At 61.7% G+C, this 18141-nt stretch carries 13 protein-coding genes; 4 read left to right on the plus strand and 9 right to left on the minus strand.

The annotated features are described in order from the left end of the window. Positions 1-73: 73 nt before the first annotated feature. Both BFN03_RS13020 and BFN03_RS13025 read left to right on the plus strand, forming a co-directional pair. Positions 74-913 (plus strand): SDR family NAD(P)-dependent oxidoreductase, encoded by an 840-nt coding sequence (locus BFN03_RS13020; RefSeq protein WP_070379349.1) that lies wholly within the window; start codon positions 74-76, stop codon positions 911-913. Then, positions 910-1452, plus strand: a complete 543-nt coding sequence (locus tag BFN03_RS13025) for a carboxymuconolactone decarboxylase family protein (protein ID WP_070379350.1) — start codon at positions 910-912, stop codon at positions 1450-1452. The genes BFN03_RS13020 and BFN03_RS13025 overlap by 4 nt, the downstream gene beginning before the upstream one ends. Positions 1453-1511: 59 nt before the next feature. Here BFN03_RS13025 and lpdA read toward each other — a convergent pair whose 3' ends face one another. Then, positions 1512-2915 carry a dihydrolipoyl dehydrogenase gene (gene lpdA / locus BFN03_RS13030; RefSeq protein WP_070379351.1) on the minus strand — a complete coding sequence of 468 codons (1404 nt, stop codon included), beginning with the start codon at positions 2913-2915 and terminating at the stop codon, positions 1512-1514. A 168-nt stretch (positions 2916-3083) separates the two neighbouring features. Here lpdA and BFN03_RS13035 point away from each other — a divergent pair, with 168 nt between their 5' ends. Continuing rightward, on the plus strand, positions 3084-5102 hold the full coding sequence (locus tag BFN03_RS13035; RefSeq protein ID WP_070379352.1) for a prolyl oligopeptidase family serine peptidase: 2019 nt from the start codon (positions 3084-3086) through the stop codon (positions 5100-5102). 15 nt (positions 5103-5117) lie between these two features. Here the strand turns inward: BFN03_RS13035 and BFN03_RS13040 are convergent, their stop codons facing one another. The 5 genes from BFN03_RS13040 to BFN03_RS13060 all read right to left on the minus strand — a co-directional run bounded on the left by BFN03_RS13040 (position 5118) and on the right by BFN03_RS13060 (position 12859). Beyond that, entirely contained in the window at positions 5118-5951 is an 834-nt protein-coding gene (locus BFN03_RS13040) for an alpha/beta hydrolase family protein (RefSeq protein ID WP_198163267.1), read from the minus strand. Between the two features lie 99 nt (positions 5952-6050). Further along, entirely contained in the window at positions 6051-7121 is a 1071-nt protein-coding gene (locus BFN03_RS13045; protein ID WP_070379353.1) for an alpha/beta hydrolase, read from the minus strand. A 586-nt stretch (positions 7122-7707) separates the two neighbouring features. Next, entirely contained in the window at positions 7708-8751 is a 1044-nt protein-coding gene (locus tag BFN03_RS13050; protein WP_070379354.1) for an alpha/beta hydrolase, read from the minus strand. A gap of 400 nt (positions 8752-9151) precedes the next feature. Further along, positions 9152-10180 carry an alpha/beta hydrolase gene (locus BFN03_RS13055; RefSeq protein ID WP_070379355.1) on the minus strand — a complete coding sequence of 343 codons (1029 nt, stop codon included), beginning with the start codon at positions 10178-10180 and terminating at the stop codon, positions 9152-9154. Positions 10181-11818: 1638 nt separating this feature from the next. Then, positions 11819-12859: an alpha/beta hydrolase gene (locus tag BFN03_RS13060; protein ID WP_070379356.1), complete on the minus strand. Its 1041-nt coding sequence runs from the start codon at positions 12857-12859 to the stop codon at positions 11819-11821. Positions 12860-13094: 235 nt separating this feature from the next. On the opposite strand from BFN03_RS13060, the gene BFN03_RS13065 reads away from it, so the two are divergent. Next, positions 13095-13322, plus strand: coding sequence for a PspC domain-containing protein (locus BFN03_RS13065; protein ID WP_070379357.1), 228 nt, complete (start codon positions 13095-13097; stop codon positions 13320-13322). 1506 nt (positions 13323-14828) lie between these two features. On the opposite strand, the gene groL is transcribed toward BFN03_RS13065, so the two are convergent. The 3 genes from groL to BFN03_RS13080 all read right to left on the minus strand — a co-directional run bounded on the left by groL (position 14829) and on the right by BFN03_RS13080 (position 18092). Further along, a complete protein-coding gene (gene groL / locus BFN03_RS13070; protein WP_070380900.1) occupies positions 14829-16454 on the minus strand; it encodes a chaperonin GroEL in 1626 nt (541 codons plus the stop codon). 229 nt (positions 16455-16683) lie between these two features. After that, entirely contained in the window at positions 16684-17232 is a 549-nt protein-coding gene (locus BFN03_RS13075; protein ID WP_070379358.1) for a DUF6764 family protein, read from the minus strand. 80 nt (positions 17233-17312) lie between these two features. Beyond that, entirely contained in the window at positions 17313-18092 is a 780-nt protein-coding gene (locus BFN03_RS13080; protein WP_070379359.1) for an HAD-IIA family hydrolase, read from the minus strand. Positions 18093-18141: the final 49 nt, after the last annotated feature.

Genomic DNA, 18141 nt, shown 5'->3' on the forward strand with positions numbered 1-18141 from the left:
TCTCCCCTCCCCTGAGTCGAGCAGGTGCTAGCGTCTTGCTACCGCTCAGTAGCACAGGTTGGGAACTAGTTTCATGTCACGAACCCTCGAAGAAAGCCTGGTCGGCCGCCGCGTCCTGATCACAGGCGCGGCCAGGGGCATCGGCGCCGGACTTGCCAAACGCCTACACGAACGGGGGGCACTCGTCGGGTTGCTCGGCCTCGAACCTGAACTCCTCGAGCAGACAGCCACTGCTTGCGGTCGGGCGCCGTGGCGATACTGCGACATCCGCGATCAGCACGCTGTCGAGGAGGCGTTCAACCATCTCGCCGACCAACTCGGGGGACTAGATGCTGTAGTCGCGAATGCAGGGGTCATGCCCCCGCTCAGCATCGTCGACGGTGATCCCGAAGTGATGCGGCAAGCAGTCGAAATCAACATGATGGGCACGTACAACACGCTTCGGGCGGCGGGAAGTCACATCGGACACCGCAACGGGTACGCGCTGGTCGTGGCGACGTCGACCGCATTCAGTCCGTCGCGCGGCGTGCACAGCGCCAGGAGAGGCGGCACGCAGGAACTCGGCGAGATTCTGCGGGAGGAGTTGAAACCCCTGGGCGCCAAAGTGGGCATCGCCCGGCTCGGTGAGATCGACATGGACCGAACGCTGATCGAGTTCGACGGCGTCGCCGCCTGCTCGACGCCCCGCAGCGCGCTGTCGCGGACAGCTTCCTCCATCACGGTCGCTGTCGATGCGCTCGAGCGGGGCATCGCCGGACGGAGGAATCGAGTCAACGTACCGTCTCGGGTGCCCGGCACTGGTTCGGTCCGTATGCTCGCACTTCGGGCCACAGGGATGACCCGAACGATCGGACAACGTTCCCATGCCACCGCTCACGCGAGGGGGCGGACAGAAAGCGAGGGCGCCGCATGACCGCACGAATTCCGCCGGGGCGGCTGAAGGAACTCGGCCCGGTCAACTGGGTGCTGTGGCGAGTCATTTCACTCGGCGTCCGTGCCCCGGACGCTCACCTGTTCAGCACGATGGGCCGCACCAGGGGTCTCTTCCGCGCCTGGTTGCGCTACTCGAGCAAGCTGATGCCGGGCGGACGTATCCCACGCCGCGAGACTGAAATGATCATTCTTCGAGTAGCCCACCTGCGGGAATGCCAGTACGAGATGGATCATCACGTGCGTATCGGGCGACGCGCCGGCGTCACCGAAACTCTCCTCGAACAGGTACTCGAGGGCCCCGAGGCCGTGGGGTGGGATGCGCGCACCCGCGCCATCCTCACCGGTGTCGACCAACTCGTTACCGCCAAGAACCTCGACGATTCAACCTGGTCGACGCTGACCACGTACTTCGACGACCGCCAGATGATCGAGTTCTGCGTCCTCGTGACGCAGTACGATGCTCTGGCCACAACCATCGGAACACTGCGCATCGAGCGCGATTTCACCGACGGGCGCTGATCTCTTCGGTCGGATGTGGGGAGTGCCTTGCCGGGAGACCGGCAAGGCACTGCCCACTCCTAGAAGTTGATCATGTGCCCGGCGAGACCGTGGATGGCCTCCTGCAGGGCTTCACTGAGTGTCGGGTGCGTATGCACGTTGCGAGCTAGTTCGTTGACCGTGAGGTCCCACTTCTGAGCAAGCGTCAGTTCGGGCAGAAGCTCCGAGACGTCGGGACCGATGAGGTGCCCGCCGAGAAGCTCACCGTACCTCTTGTCGGCGATCAGCTTGACGAAGCCGGTCGGGTCGCCGAGGCCGTGCGCCTTGCCGTTGGCGGTGAACGGGAACGACGCGACCTTCACGTCGTAACCCTCGTCCCGAGCCTGCTGCTCGGTGAGACCGAAACTGGCGACCTGCGGCTGACAGAACGTAGCCCGCGGCATCATCCGGTAGTCGTCGATGGGCAGTGTCTCGGCGCCGGCGATCGTCTCCGCCGCCACGACTGCCTGCGCTTCGGCCACATGAGCGAGTTGCAGCTTCATCGTCACGTCACCGATCGCGTAGATGTGCGGCACCGATGTCTGCATCGTGTTCGTGATGCCGATCGCGCCTTGGTCCGTGATCTCCACGCCGGTCTTCTCGAGACCGTATCCCTGGACGCGGGGGGCGAACCCGACCGACTGCAGCACCTTGTCGACTACAACGGTCTCGAGTTCGCCGGACTTGTTGTCCTTGATCGAAACGGTGACCTTGGAGCCATCGTCATCGATCCTCTGGACGGCGGCACCCGTCTTGATGGTCACGCCGAGCTTCTTGTACTGTTTCGCGATCTCCTTGGAGACGTCCGCGTCCTCGTTGGGAAGCGCACGGTCGAGGAACTCGACGATCGTGACGTCCACGCCGTAGTTCTTCAGGACGTAACCGAACTCCATGCCGATTGCGCCGGCACCGACGATGAGAATCGACTCCGGCAACTCACGGGTGAGAATCTGCTCCTCGTAGGTGACCACGTTCTCGCTCAGGGACGTTCCCGGGAGGAGCTTCGTGGTCGAGCCGGTAGCGATGATCGCGTTGCTGAACGTGACCGTCTCGGTCCCGCCCTTGGACAGCTCGACCGAGATGGTGTTGGCGTCGGTGAACGACCCCTTGCCGTCGTACTCGGTGATCTTGTTCTTCTTCATCAAGAAGTGAACGCCTTTGACGCGCCCATCCGCGACCTTGCGGCTGCGATCGTAGGCTGCGCCGAAATCGAAGGACGCCTCCCCCGAGATGCCGAACGTCTTGGCTTCTTTGGCGAACAGATGCGCTAGTTCGGCATTTCGAAGGAGTGCCTTGGAGGGAATGCAGCCGACGTTCAGGCACACACCTCCCCAGTACTTCTCCTCGATGATGGCGGTGCTCAAGCCCAGCTGTGCCGCGCGGATAGCAGCGACGTACCCACCGGGACCGGCTCCGAGGACAACGACGTCATAGTGTGAGGTCACGGTAGTTCAGGGTAGTCCCGTTCCGAATCGCCGTCTCACCTCGGTCGCGTTACCCGCGAGTAGCCAATACGACTGCCGATGCCCCGGCGAAGCCGCCCTCGCAAGGGGTCATGCCTCCACGCTGAAACGTCAGGGGCCGTGCTCTGTCATCCCTGCAAGAATGGCTCCATGACAGATCCATATCTCTGGCTCGAAGACGTCACTGCGGAACAGTCGCTCAACTGGGCGCGAGAGCACAACGCCCGGACCCTTGACGAGTACACCGAGGACGCAGAGTTCTCCGCGCTCGAGAGCCGGATCCGAGACATCCTCGACACCGACGATCGCATTCCCTACGTCGTAATCCGCGGCGAATACCTTTATAACTTCTGGCGGGACGGCAGGCATAAACGCGGAATCTGGCGGCGCACGCTGCTCGAACAGTATCGCACCGAGAGTCCCGAATGGGATGTGCTGCTCGACGTCGACGAGCTCGCCGAGCGCGAGGGCGAAAACTGGGTTTGGGCCGGTGCAACTGTGCTGCGCCCGGCACGATCGCGCGCACTGCTCTCGTTCTCCCGTGGCGGCGCAGACGCCTCGGTGGTGCGTGAGTTCGACTTGGAGAGCCGCGAATTCGTGGCCGGCGACTACGCATTCAACCTACCGGAGGCTAAAACGACGATCAGTTGGATCGACGAGGACACCGTCTACGTCGGAACTGATTTCGGTGAAGGCTCGATGACCAACTCCGGGTATCCGAGAATCGCCAAGCGCTGGCGGCGCGGAACGCCGCTCGCAGAAGCGATCACCGTATTCGAAGGTGAGCCCACCGACGTGTCCGTCAGCGCGTCCTATGACGACACCCCTGGGTACACGCGGCACTTCATATCTCGTTCGCTGGACTTCTACAATTCGGAACGGTATCAGCTGCTCTCCGATGGCTCATTGCAACGGATCGAGACCCCCACCGACGCTGCGGCGTCCGTCTACCGCAACTGGCTGACCATTCGCCCCCGCACAGACTGGGAGGTGGACGGCACCATCCATCCCGCCGGTTCGCTGCTGGTCGCGAACTACCCAGGCTTCCTCGCCGGTTCCCGGGAGATCACCCCGCTGTTCACTCCGGACGGGAACACCGCACTCGAGGAAGGAAGATGGACTCAGAATCATCTTCTCCTAGTGCAACTGTCGGATGTGCAGACCAAGTTGTCGGTACTCACCCCGAACGACACCGGTTGGGAGGAAAAGCCCCTCGACGGGATACCAGATCTGACGGCAAGCTCGATCATCAGTACCGACCATCGCAACGGCGACAACTTCTTCATCAACTCCAGCGGCTTCACAACTCCCGCGACGCTGCTCTACGGAACAGTAGGCGGGCCACTCGAACCGGTGAAGCAAGCGCCGTCGTTCTTTGACGCGGACGGGATGTTGGTATCGCAGTTTTTCGCGGTGTCGGAAGACGGAACCGAGATCCCGTACTTCGTCGTGCGCCGCGACGACGCCGCTGGGCCGTATCCCACGATTCTGTACGGGTACGGCGGCTTCGAAAACTCCATGGTGCCCGGGTACAGCGGTGTGGTCGGATCTGCGTGGCTCGAACGCGGTGGCGCATACGTCGTTGCCAACATTCGCGGCGGCGGTGAGTACGGCCCATCGTGGCACACCCAGGCCATACGGGAGGGGCGTCACAAGGCTTTCGAGGACTTCGCCGCGGTCGCGCGCGACCTCGTCACACGTGGAATCACCACCGTGAAGCAACTCGGAATCCAGGGAGGCAGCAACGGAGGCCTGCTGATGGGTGTCATGCTCACCCGCTACCCCGAACTGTTCGGCGCGGTCGTCTGCCAAGTGCCGCTTCTCGACATGAAGCGGTACCACTTGCTGTTGGCCGGAGCGTCGTGGATGGCCGAATACGGCGATCCGGACGACCCCGAGGACTGGAAGTTCATCAGCGAGTACTCGCCGTATCAGAACTCGACCAAAGAAGCCGACTACCCACCGATTCTCATCACCACCTCAACCCGAGACGACCGCGTCCACCCCGGCCACGCCCGCAAGATGACCGCACTGCTCGAGGAGCAGGGTCACGAGGTTTGGTACTACGAGAACATCGAAGGCGGACACGGGGGCGCGGCGGACAACGCGCAGGCGGCATTCAAGGCAGCCGTCACCTTCGGCTTTCTCTGGAAACAACTCACCCGCTAGACATTCCGATCGCTTCTAGGTGCAGTCGTGTAGCCAGGCGACGATGCGGTCCACGATGCCCGTGGGGTTCCGGATCCATCCGTTGTGCCCCAACGGTTCGGGCTCGTGCCAAAGCGCGACGTCGGCACTCGAGAGTTTGGCGACGAGGTTCTTCACCGAGGACCTCGGCGCGAGATCGTCGCCCTCGATCGTTACCGAGAGCACGGGCACTGTCAGCTTCCCGATCCGTTCCTCGTAGTCGATGTCTGCGCCATAGGGTTCGATCCTGCCGGTGCGTGCGAACCGAGACCAGTCGGAGATCAAGACCTTCGACTGCCGACCGAAACTGCCGATGTCGAGCTTGTCGCCTGGCCAGAACCCCGCAACACTGGCCGTCACCGACATCGCTGCGCAGCCCATCAGGACCCCTGGGGAATGCAACCCGGGAAACCCGCGATAGTAGGGCGATCCCGATGCCACGAGAACGAGCCCGCCTAGACGTCCCCGGATCCGTGCCGCGTACATCACGCCCAGCTGACCGCCCATGCTGTGCCCGAGTAGAAAGGGCGTTGCGGCCGGAAATCGTTCCCGCACGACTTCGAAGGTCGCCGGGAAATCGATGGATACCAGATCGTGGTAGCCGAACGTACTCGCACTATTCGGCCGCGGGCGACTGTCACCCTGGCCACGCAGTTCTCCGATCGCCGCGTTGAACCCGTGGGACACAAGTTCCTCCGCGAAAGGCTCGTAGTACCCGGCCGGAACTCCCAGGCCTGGGAAGACTACAACCACCGGGGCCGCGTCGGTGCCGGGAAACAGACGAACCGGGGTGGTGGTTCCGTCGGGCATCTGGATCGGTACTGTCTCCACCTCGTCAGATTAGACGGATCGACCCCCGTGGATCACTGATCCACGGGGGTCGATCCTCTTCAGAGGCTCGAGCGCTGAATGCCCACGCCGACGAAGTGGCTAGATGCCCATCGACGCGGCGAGCATTGGCCACGACTTCTTGAGATCCTCGTCCCAGTAAGACCACGAGTGCGTGCCGGTGGGACGGAAGTCGAACGTCGCAGGAATCCCCAGGTCGTGCAGCTTCCTTGCCAGCGCGTGCGTGCACTGGTTGGTCGCGGCCTCGATGGCACCGCCGAGGATGATCTGGTTGGCCAGGACGGCTGTGTCGCCGTCGATTGCCGGAGCGTCGAGACGATCACCGGGGCCGGGCAGACCCGTACCGCTGCTGACGTAGATGTCGAGTCCGCGCAGCTTCTCCGCATTCACGTAAGGGTCGTTGGCCAGCCACCCCGGGCCGCCCTCCGGGCCCCACATGTTCTCGGTGTCGCCGCCGCCACGGCTCTCGACCACAAGCTTGACGTAGGTGCGGCCCGGTCCATTACTGGTCGTCGCGCAGCCACTGTAAGCCCCGACGCCGGTGTAAAGGTCAGGTGCCGACTGCGCCAGACTCAATACCGACGAACCTGCCATCGAGATGCCGGCAATCGAGTTGACCCCGTTGGTTCCGAGTTCCTTATCGACGACGGGGGGCAGTTCCTTCGTCAGGAACGTCGTCCACTTGTTGACACCCAACTCCGGATCGGGCTTCTCCCAGTCCGTGTAATAGCTGAACGCACCCTGCATGGGCGAGACGACATTGACGTTCTTGTCGGCGAAGAAGCCGACCATATCGGTGTTGACCTGCCAAGAAGCGTTATCCTCGCCGCCGCCCGCCCCGTTGAGCAGATACAGCGTCGGCCTCGGCTCGCTCGTATCCGCCGGGGTGATCACCTGCAGCGGGATGACCCGATCCATCGACGCCGAGTACACGCGCATCTTCCATTCGCGGTCCTCGAGATTCGTCTTACCCTTCTTAGGCGTTGCGGGCGTCATGCTCACCAGATACGAGTCACCCTCGGCGATCGCAGCGTCGCCGGTCGTTTCTGCCGAAGCCAACGCTGGTACGCCGAACCCGGGCAGCAATGCCGCCAGAGCGGCTGCAACCGCCAGTCGGACTCCGTACTTACCCGCTACTGTGCGGTTGACCATCCTTCACCTTCCATATGCAACTCGTACACCACCCCGAAACGCCGAATCTGGGGTGCACAGTGTCGCATGTTAACCCCAGATTCAGCGAAGGCTCTTGGTCCTAAGACGCGGTGAACCGATCGATCACGGCTGCGATGAGTTCCATGAGCTGCCCGAATTCTGACGACGACATACTGTTTCCATCTCCCCGATTGTCATGTGGGTTCGGACCCACGCGCTTGATAGCGCTCCTTTTGTACACGAGCAGTCGAGGAGAGGGGAGAAAATCGAGAGAGTAGTGACCAGCATCCCATCGACGCCGACCACAACGACCCACAGAACGGATCTGGGACCCACAATCTGGGACTCACGGTGTCACATGTGGACCCCAGATTCGCGAAGCTCAGGTCACTCGTCCCACCAAGACAAGACCGGAATCAGCTGAGCAACCCGGGGAGCAACTTGATCACGGCTGAGAAGAGTTCGATGTAGTCCGACGACATTTGATCTCCCGATAGTCATGTGGGATTCGGCCCACGCGCTTGATAGCGATCTCTTTGTACACGATTGGTCCGTAGAAGAGAATAAAAATCTTGAAAGTCGGTGGTTACAAGCCCATCGACCTCGCAAGCGTCGGCCATGACTTCTTGAGATCCTCCTGCCAGTACCACCACGAATGCGTGCCCGTGGGACGGAAATCGAAGGTCGCCGGAATACCCAGCTCGTGCAACCTCCTCGCCAGCGCATGGGTGCACTGGTTCGTCGCCGCCTCGATGACACCGCCGACGATGATCTGGCCGGCCAACCCCAAGGCGTTGCCGTCGACCCCCGGTGTGTCCAGACGATCACCAGGACCAGGCAGACCCGACCCACTGCTGACGTAGATGTCGAGCCCGCGCAGCTTCTCCGCGTTCACGTACGGGTCGTTGGCCGCCCACAGCGGGCCGTCCACCGGGCCCCACATGTTCTCGGTGTCACCGCCCCCGGCGGCCTCGACAACCGCGCGCACATAGGTCTTGCCCGGATTGGTACTGGTCATCGCGCAGCCACTGTAAGCCCCGACGCCTTCGTAGAGGTCAGGCGCCGACTGCGCCAGGCTCAACACCGATGTGCCCGCCATCGAGATACCCGCAATCGCGTTGACCCCGTTGGTTCCGAGAGCCTCGTCGATGATCGGCGGAAGCTCCTCCGTCAGGAAGGTGGTCCACTTGTTCGCCCCCAACACCGGATCGGGCTGCACCCAGTCCGTGTAGTAGCTGAACTTGCCCCTCAGCGGTGAAACCACATTGACGTGCTTGTCAGCGAAGAATCCGGCCACATCCGTGTTGGCCTGCCACGACGCCGAATCCTCGCCGCCGCCCGCGCCATTGAGCAGATACAGCGTCGGTGCCGGCACACTCGTATCGACCGGCGTGATCACCTGCAACGGGATAGTCCGATCCATCGACGCCGAGTACACACGCATTCTCGACTCACGGCCCTTGACTTTCCTTGTGTCCACCAGATACGAGCCACCATCGGTGACCGCAGTGTCACCGGTCGGGGCTGCCGAAACCATCTCCGGGCCAACAAAACCCGAAATCGCCACCGTCAGAGCTGCCGCAAGAACAAGCCGGACCCCGTGCCTACCCGCCACTGTGCGGTTGACCATCTCTCCCCCTATTGCAACTCGAAACACCCCAGAACGCCGAAACTGGGGCCCACGATGTCACACGTGGGCCCCAGTTTCGCAGTGATACGGGAATAGTCCAACGGCCTCTGCCCTCAGTCCAACGGCTTCTGACCAGATCCGGCATCAATAGTGATCAAGGTCAGTTCGAACCAGCCCGCCAAAGACCCAAAATCGAACTCGTCACTTCCCATTCCCACACTCCTGACATCCGTTGATGTGTAGCGACTTCCTGACGCTTGCCCTTTTCTACCCGACCGATCGCGCTCGAGAACCAGAATCGCGAACATTTGGGGAAAGTCATCTCGTACTCGGGAGTTTGATGCGTTGAGACAGGCATCTCTACGTACCTGTCCCAACGACTTTCGAGAATGCAGGGCGGCTACAGACCCATCGACGCGGCCAGCATCGGCCACGACTTGTGGAGGTCTTCCTCCCAGTACGACCACGAGTGCGTGCCAGTCGGACGGAAGTCGAACGTCGCAGGGATTCCCAGTTCGTACAACTTGCCTGCCAGCGCCTGAGTGCAGTAGTTGGTCGCGGCCTCGATGACACCACCGAGAACGAGTTGGCCGGCAAGGGCGGCTACGTCGCCGTCGATCCCAGGTCCGTCGAGACGATCGCTTTCGCCGGGTAAGCCTGTTCCGTTGCTGACGTAGATGTCGAGCCCACGCAACTTCTCCGCATTCACATACGGGTCGTTGGCCGCCCAGCCCGGGTCGTCGTAGGGGCCCCACATGTTCGTGGCGTTGCCGCCACCACGGGACTCAACCACCGTTCGTACGAATGCTTGGCCGGGAAGGGTACTGGTCATCGCGCAGCCACTGTAGGCCCCGACGCTCTCGTAGAGGTCAGGCGCCGACTGCGCCAGACTCAGCACCGACGTACCCGCCATCGAGATACCGGCAATTGAATTGACTCCGTTCGCTCCCAGAGCGGAGTCCACGATCGGGGGAAGTTCCTGAGTCAGGAACGTTGTCCACTTGTTCGTCCCCAACACCGGATCGGGCTGCACCCAATCTGTGTAGTAGCTGTACGCGCCTTCCATGGGCGTCACGACGTTGACGTTCTTGTCAGCGAAGAACTCGACGGTATCGGTGTTGGCTTGCCACGAAGCGTCGTCCTCGCCGCCGCCCACACCGTTGAGCAGGTACAGCGTCGGCCTCGGCTCACTTGTATCCGCCGGCGTGATCACCCGCAACGGTATGTCGCGATCCATCGATGCCGAGTGCACGGTCATGGTCGACTGCCGGTCGTCGATCCTCTCGGTTCCTACCAGGTAGGAGCCACCATCGTGGGTCGGATCCGCAAATGCGGATGCCTGAACCCCGATACCGGGCAGTGCCGCTGCCAGTGCGGTCGCAACCGCTAGTCGGACCCCGTACCTACCCGCGACTGTGCGGTTGACCATCCTTCACCTTCTTCGTATTGGCGCAACACGTGCCCAGAGCGCCGAACTGGGGTCCACAGTGTTGCACGTGGACCCCTGTTTCGGTGAAGTTCGGGAAGGCTAGTCGCTGCCACCGATCTCTATTGACGATCCGAAGGCGGCGACCAAGAAGGCCCAGACCCCGGCGGCAAATTCGCCGGAACCGGAAGACAAATTATCCATTGTCACTCCTGATTGTCGTGGGGATTTCGACCAGCGCCATTTGTGACGCCTTACTCTTTGTACCCGATCCGCCGCGATTCTCTGCGGTCGACTTGCCGTGAAGGACAAAGAGGATCGAAAACACTCCGAATTGTTATCCAGGCCTGAGCCACGCGATTGACTGGCTGCTCTTTGACTTGCCGCGAAACCCGGCTTCACCTCGAATCGACCCACGCTCGGTTGGCGATCCTTCGCTCGCCGAATCGGCTCCGCCTACTACCCGCTTCCAATTCTGAAACTGAGGTCCGCAATAGTGCTCTTGGACCTCAGTTTCAGTAAGTACCTACCGTGTACGTATTTCAACGGTTGGTCGACCTACTCCTGGACAAAGTCACCCGACCCGAAACTGAGAGAGACCAGGATCAGCTCGAAGACCATGGCACCGAGTTCTGCAGACCCACCAAACTCTTCCGACATATCTGGCTCCTGACTTTCGCTGGTTACCGATCAGCGCCCTCGATGACGCCGTTCTCTTTGTACCCGACCTTCCGCCGAAGGGAACGCGTTTCGCAGAAAAATTTCGGCAAGTTATGACAGTACCGGAGCGCTTGATTGCCCCGTTACCCCTGGCGGCCCTAGCTAACAGGCCTCTTACCTGCGGATATACAATCCAGGCACTTCGGCGCTCAAGAGTCGTAATCAAAGAGTGACAAAACATACTCGAGTCCTTGATTCGAGCGTCTTTATGTCATCGCTCCCGGAAACAGCGCACCAGTGCGGCGTCATACCATTCCCCACTAAATGAGTCGACCCCTGCGGATCAACGCTCCGCGGGGGTCGACTCTCTGCAGGCTCGGGCGGCTAGATGCCACATCACCAGGACCGGGCAGACCTGTCCCATTGCTGACGTAGCTATCGAGCCCGCCCAACTTCTCCGCCACGGAGCAATGGGACCCCAGTTTCAGGAAATGACCCGGCTATCTCGGGTCAACAATATCGCCCGATCCTGTGGTGAGCTGGATCAGGATGAGTTCGATAAAGGCACCACCGATATCCGCAGATCCCTCCATTGTGCACTCCTGACTCTCGTGGGTTTCTGATCAGCGCCCTCCTTGGCGCCATCCTCTTTGTACCCGACCTTCCACCGAACCGAATGCGAATCGCCCAAGACGTTTTGGCAATTGTTGACAACGAATGAGTGCTTGATCGCCTCGCTGCCCCTGGAATGCCCATTCAATTACCCTGCCACCTGTAGATATGTGATCAGCGCACTTCCCCTCCCGGCCTCGTGGCCGAAGAGTGACAGAACATACTCGAGTCGTTGCTTCGGGCAGCCTTCAAGTCGCCACTCCCGGAAACATCCCAACGATGGGGAATCAACCTCCTTCCGCACCAGACAAATCGACCCCTGCGGATCAGCGATCCGCAGGGGTCAATTCTCTCGAGAGGCTCGGGCGGCTAGATACCCATCGACGCGGCAAGCATCGGCCACGACTTGTGGAGGTCTTCCTCCCAGTACGACCACGAGTGCGTGCCGGTGGGCCGGAAGTCGAACGTCGCCGGGATCCCTAGATCGTGCAGCTTCCTCGCCAGTGCATGCGTGCACTGGTTGGTGGCGGCCTCGATGGCACCGCCGACGATGATCTGGTTGGCCAACGTCCCGATATTGCCGTTGATCCCCGGTCCGTCGAGGCGATCACCGGGACCGGGCAGACCCGTCCCGTTGCTGACGTAGATGTCGAGTCCGCGCAGCTTCTCCGCATTCACATACGGGTCGTTGGCCACCCACCCCGGGCCGCCCTCCGGGCCCCACATGTTCTCGGGGTCGCCGCCACCGATGCCCACCACCATGTTCACGTATGTGCGGCCCGGGTCACTGCTGGTCATCGCGCAGCCGCTGTACGCCCCGACGCCGGTGTAGAGGTGGGGTGCGGCTTCGGCCAGGCTCAACACCGACGAACCCGCCATCGAGATGCCGGCAATCGCGTTGACCCCGTTGGTTCCGAGAGCCTCGTCGATGACCGGGGGAAGTTCCTCAGTCAAGAAGGTCGTCCATTTGTTGACACCCAACTCCGGATCCGGCTTCTCCCAGTCCGTGTAGTAGCTGAATGCACCCTTCAAAGGCGAGACGACATTGACGTTCTTGTCGGCGAAGAAGCCGACAAGGTCGGTGTTTCGCTGCCAGGAGGCGTTATCCTCGCCACCGCCCGCCCCGTTGAGCAGGTACAGCGTCGGCCTCGGCTCACTGGTATCCGCCGGCCTGATCACCTGAAGGGGAATGTCCCGGTCCATCGATGCCGAATGCACCGTCATGGTCGAGGTACGGCCCTTGACGTTCTTCTCGCTTACCAGATACGTACCACCATTGGCGACCGCGGCGTTGTCGGCCGGAGCTGCCGACGCCAACGCGGGGACGCCGAACCCGGGCAGCGTTGCCACCACAGCGGCCGCGATTGCCAAGCGGACCCCGTACCTACCCGCTACTGTGCGGTTGACCATCCTTCACCTTCCATCTGGGCGCAACTCGAATCTCTCCGGAGCACTTCTCCGAAGCGTCGATCTGGGGTCCATAGTCCCGCATGCCGACCCCAGATTCAAACGATGACAAGGTCGAGTCAACAAGCTCCAAAAGCATGTTGTTGCCTCGAGACACCGAAATCCCCGGACGAAGACCAGGGTCAAGATCGGGGTATCTCCCGATGCGCGAACCGGTCACGCAGACCAGACTGCATGCATGACATTCGACAGCAACATCCCCCGCCAATTCACTCGCTCTGTAGACCAGAAGATGTTCGCGGGAGTCTGCGGCGGCGTCGCTGAGCACTTCGGTTTGGACGCCAACCTCGTCCGGTTGCTCACCGTCGTCGCAGTACTGGTCACTGGCGGCACGGCCGCACTCGTCTACCTGGCAGCGTGGATGCTGATGCCAGCCGGACGGCACCAAGACGTGAAGCATCTCTGAACGACCGAAACCGTTTGATTGCAAAGACAACTGTGGCCGTGGATAACATCCACGGCCACAGTCGGATTCACTGTCTACCTGTGCGCCATTCTCACAGGGAACTTGTGAAGATTCCCTTCATCAGCTGGAGCACGATTTTCATCATGTTGGCGTCCATGCTGCCCGAGTCTGTGCCGTCATCATCCGTGCTTCCCATAATTCCCTCCGCTGTGTTGGACGCAGATGCGTCAGTTGGTCATACATGCATCCCGGCAGCGCCGGAAGGCAATTCGATCAGCTGAAGAAGATCGTGAATTCTTCGAGGCTGCCGAAGAGGAACTCGATGTCGTCGGATGTGCTTCCCATTTGTCCTCCTGTTGATTGTTCTTCAGCAACGGATTTCACGTATCCATTGCGTACGTCTACATCTTCCGCGAGTGCGTATATCGGTCGAAAATTACCGTTCCACAGCGGTTTCCGACCTACATCACGTGAAGGATGGTCACCAGCGAGGCGGACGTGTTGTCAACCCGGCCGGCCGATTCAATCTTGTCCTGCTGGATCCTCCATCGACCCTGCGATAAGTGGGCCGCCCAGTCCGAAGACCGCCTGCAGGAGGGCCGAAATAGCGGTGATGCCGCCGCTCAAGCTTCCCATTGTTTCCTCCATCTTCTGGACGCTGATGCGTCAGTTGGTCAGACAAGCATCCCGACAACGCCGGGGGTTTGGTTCGATCAGCTGAATTGGTCCACCAAGGCAATGAGCTGATCGAAGACGAACTCAATGAGCTCCGTGAGGGTCGTGCTTCCCATGAATCCTCCTCGTAGTCGATGTGCAGCAACGGAATTCAGTTTCTCCGTTACCGTCAATCACATTCAATCACCGATCAGCGATGTTCGTAGGAAAATTGGAAACTATTTTGCTGCAACATTTTCCGTCGGATATTGCACGGGTGAACTGCCACTACCCAAAGGGGCGTACCAAGCCTGCAAGAATGCATAGCCACGCGGATCCATTGCAGTAGGGAAGGATTGGGAAACGCAGTGCCTCGTGGCGGCCCGGTAGCCGAACCATATGACAGGCGACGCGAGTAACAGGGCTCGCTGTCTTCAGTAGCTCACCCGATCGGCTGGCTCCGTCGGCTCACCCTGGTCTACGGTTCACGCCACTCACTGACCCGTTTACTTCGGCGGGTGAGGCCGGCACCAACACTGCCCTGCGCTCGAAACGGCGCGCTTGCTCGTAACGCAATTCGTTTCCCTGTTCTGTCGTGCCTGCACAGCAACCAACGAGGAGGTTGATCGGGAAGGTTGCCGACCCTTTATATCGTCGTTTCTCACGACATAAGACCAGAACGAAGAAATTGTGTGAATGACTGGTCAGATTGCCCCAGAGCTCGAGGTCCTCACACAAAGAAAGACCCGGGACACTGTGAAGTGTCCCGGGTCCTTCGTGAACTTCGTGCCTGTGTATGGCGGTCGAGTCTGTGGGCTCTCTAGCTGTTCACAGGAGGCGTAATCGCCTTTCTTAGAAGTCCATACCGCCCATACCGCCGGTCGGGTCGGCGACCGGTGCCGCGGCCTTCTCCGGCTTGTCGGCGACGACGGCCTCGGTGGTCAGGAACAGAGCCGCGATGGACGCGGCGTTCTGCAGCGCGGAGCGGGTGACCTTGACCGGGTCGTTGATGCCGGCTTCGAGCAGGTCGCCGTACTCGTTGGTCGAGGCGTTGAGACCGTGAGCCGCAGGCAGGTTGCGAACCTTCTCCGCCACGACACCGGGCTCGAGGCCCGCGTTGACCGCGATCTGCTTCAGCGGTGCTTCGAGGGCGACGCGAACGATGTTCGCACCCGTGGCCTCGTCACCTTCGAGCTTCAGGTCGTCCAGAGCAGGAGCAGACTGCAGCAGAGCCACGCCACCACCGGCGACGATGCCCTCTTCGACGGCAGCCTTGGCGTTACGCACGGCATCTTCGATGCGGTGCTTGCGCTCCTTGAGCTCGACCTCGGTGGCAGCGCCTGCCTTGATGACTGCAACGCCACCGGCCAGCTTGGCCAGCCGCTCCTGCAGCTTCTCGCGGTCGTAGTCCGAGTCGCTGTTCTCGATCTCGGCACGAATCTGGCTGACGCGACCGGCGATGGCGTCGGAATCGCCCGCGCCCTCGACGATGGTGGTCTCGTCCTTGGTGACGACGACCTTGCGAGCCTGGCCGAGCAGCTCGAGTCCAGCGGTCTCGAGGGAGAGGCCGACCTCTTCGCTGATGACCTCGCCACCGGTGAGGATGGCGATGTCGGCGAGCTGAGCCTTGCGGCGGTCACCGAAGCCGGGCGCCTTGACGGCAACCGACTTGAAGGTGCCGCGAATCTTGTTGACCACGAGGGTGGAGAGCGCCTCGCCCTCGACGTCCTCGGCGATGATCAGCAGCGGCTTGCCGGACTGGATGACCTTCTCGAGCAGCGGCAGCAGATCCTTGACCGTCGAGATCTTGGAGCTCACGAGAAGGATGTACGCGTCCTCGAGGACGGCCTCCTGACGCTCTGCGTCGGTGGCGAAGTACGCCGAGATGTAGCCCTTGTCGAAGCGCATACCCTCGGTGAGCTCGAGCTGCAGACCGAAGGTGTTGGACTCCTCGACCGTGATGACGCCTTCCTTGCCGACCTTGTCCATGGCCTCGGCGATGAGCTCACCGATGGACGGGTCGCCTGCGGAGATACCGGCGGTAGCAGCGATCTGCTCCTTGGTGTCGATCTCCTTGGCGGTGTCGAGCAGCGTGGCGGTGACGGCCTCGACAGCCCTCTCGATGCCGCGCTTGAGACCGAGCGGGTTGGCGCCTGCGGCAACGTTGCGCAGACCCTCGCGAACGAGAGCCTGGGCGAGAACGGTCGCGGTGGTGGTTCCGTCGCCGGCGACGTCGTCAGTCTTCTTGGCGACCTCCTTGACCAGCTCGGCACCGATCTTCTCGTAGGGGTCCTCGAGCTCGATCTCCTTGGCGATGGACACACCATCGTTGGTGATCGTGGGGGCGCCCCACTTCTTCTCGAGCACGACGTTGCGACCCTTGGGTCCCAACGTCACCTTGACTGCGTCGGCGAGGGAGTTGAGTCCTCGCTCGAGGCCGCGGCGAGCCTCTTCGTCGAACGCGATGATCTTGGCCATTGCGAAGTGATCCTCCGGATTCGGGGTGACACACATAGACGACCGCCTGACGGGTCGCCTCTTTTACGCGCGCGGCCGGGGTCAGTGCCCGCGACGGACGACCAGGGGTGTCTGTGGTTCCCGGCCTCACCATCCCGACCTGGCACTCACGTGTCGCGAGTGCCAACTGCATTTTTAGCACTCGCGCGAAACGAGTGCAAGGTCGGGACGGAAGTGCCAGGGCAGGCGATCAGCGCATCGCGCAGAACTGCCCGGTATCGAGGTTGAACGCGAACGACAGCGCGCCCACGCAGTCGACGCCAGTGGAGTCGACTGTCGCACCAGAACCCCAGCCTGCGATCGCAACCGTGGTAGCACCGTCGGACGCTGAGGCCCGAGCGATGCCGCCACCGAGCGAGATCGCGTACGCCTGCCCCGAACTCGTCGAGGTGCCGAGCGAGGTTCCAAAGCCGTTGGCGTAGGTGGTGGTCATAGAACCCTCCCCATTGGCGACGCTCACTGCCGTACCACTCTCGATCGCCGAGGCGCGGGCGTACCCGGCATCGGTCGCCTTTGCTCCGCAGCTAGCCGTCTCCGACACCTGGATGTCATTGTCCGATGGCGGTGAGACACACATGACTGGGCCGGCCGACGCGATGCCTCCTCCGGCCACCGACATACCCGCCGCGATGCCCATGCCCGCCGCGAACACTGCTCCCGCACGCGCAAGCCGTCGGCCGAACAAAGAGGAGAAGCGTGCACCAGTTGCCGAGGCGACGGGCGTGGAGACAACGGGCATGAAAGCTCCTTCTGGGAATGTCGAATTGGTGGAATCCCCGCGACATTACCCGTTCGAGTGCGACCCGTCTCACCCCATACTCAGCGAAGTTCGTCGAGGAGACTCGGGAGTTGCGCAACGGAGTCGATCACATGGTCCGGTTGCTGGGCGGACAGATCCAGAATCGACTGTCGGAACTTGCCCGTCCGGACCAGCGCACCAGTGAGTCCTACCCGTTGTGCCGCCAGCACGTCGCCCGTGAGATCGTCTCCGACCATCATCGTCTTATCAGGTTCGGTGCCCATCAATTCGGTGGCGGTGAGAAACGCCGCGAGCGACGGCTTGCCCACCGAAACGACATTCGTTCCCACGACCTCTTCCATCCCGGGGAGATAGATGCCGGTATCGATAAGCAACCCGTCACGGGTGGTCCAAGTGGTCCCGCGGTGCATCGCGACGACCGGGATGCCGTCGAGCATCAACTCCACCACGCGACTGAGCGCACGGTGGGTGAATTCAGGACCTGCCCCACCGAGGATCACCACCTCTGGGTCCTGTTCGTCCAACTCGATACCGGGCAAGTCGTCCGCGACGTCGCCGCTGTTGAGAAGCCAGGCCCTGCGCCCCGGATAGGTAGCCAGTACGTACTCCGCGGTGAGCCGGGCAGCAGTCACGATCTCTCCGGCATCGGCCTCGATGCCTGCCGCCCGAAGCGAATCCGCAATCGCGTCGCACGTCCGCGAAGTCGTATTGGTGAGGTAGGCGCACGCAAGTCCGCGTTCACGCACCTCTCGCACCGCCGCAGCAGCGCCGTCGATCGGGTGCCAAGAAGTAACCAGCACTCCATCGATATCGAGCAGGACACCCGCGACCCCAGCCATGTGTCGAGCCTATCGGCGACCGACCGGGTGTTGGCAAGACGGAGTGGTA

Source organism: Rhodococcus sp. WMMA185 (genome assembly GCF_001767395.1).
In the GTDB taxonomy this organism is placed as follows: Bacteria; Actinomycetota; Actinomycetes; order Mycobacteriales; family Mycobacteriaceae; genus Rhodococcus_F.

Coding starts and splice junctions, on each gene's coding strand:
- BFN03_RS13020 (WP_070379349.1), top strand. CDS start 74: ATGTCACGAACCCTCGAAGAAAGCCTGGTCGGCCGCCGCGTCCTGATC.
- BFN03_RS13025 (WP_070379350.1), top strand. CDS start 910: ATGACCGCACGAATTCCGCCGGGGCGGCTGAAGGAACTCGGCCCGGTC.
- BFN03_RS13035 (WP_070379352.1), top strand. CDS start 3,084: ATGACAGATCCATATCTCTGGCTCGAAGACGTCACTGCGGAACAGTCG.
- BFN03_RS13045 (WP_070379353.1), bottom strand. CDS start 7,121: ATGGTCAACCGCACAGTAGCGGGTAAGTACGGAGTCCGACTGGCGGTT.
- BFN03_RS13050 (WP_070379354.1), bottom strand. CDS start 8,751: ATGGTCAACCGCACAGTGGCGGGTAGGCACGGGGTCCGGCTTGTTCTT.
- BFN03_RS13055 (WP_070379355.1), bottom strand. CDS start 10,180: ATGGTCAACCGCACAGTCGCGGGTAGGTACGGGGTCCGACTAGCGGTT.
- BFN03_RS13060 (WP_070379356.1), bottom strand. CDS start 12,859: ATGGTCAACCGCACAGTAGCGGGTAGGTACGGGGTCCGCTTGGCAATC.
- BFN03_RS13065 (WP_070379357.1), top strand. CDS start 13,095: ATGACATTCGACAGCAACATCCCCCGCCAATTCACTCGCTCTGTAGAC.
- groL (WP_070380900.1), bottom strand. CDS start 16,454: ATGGCCAAGATCATCGCGTTCGACGAAGAGGCTCGCCGCGGCCTCGAG.
- BFN03_RS13075 (WP_070379358.1), bottom strand. CDS start 17,232: ATGCCCGTTGTCTCCACGCCCGTCGCCTCGGCAACTGGTGCACGCTTC.
- BFN03_RS13080 (WP_070379359.1), bottom strand. CDS start 18,092: ATGGCTGGGGTCGCGGGTGTCCTGCTCGATATCGATGGAGTGCTGGTT.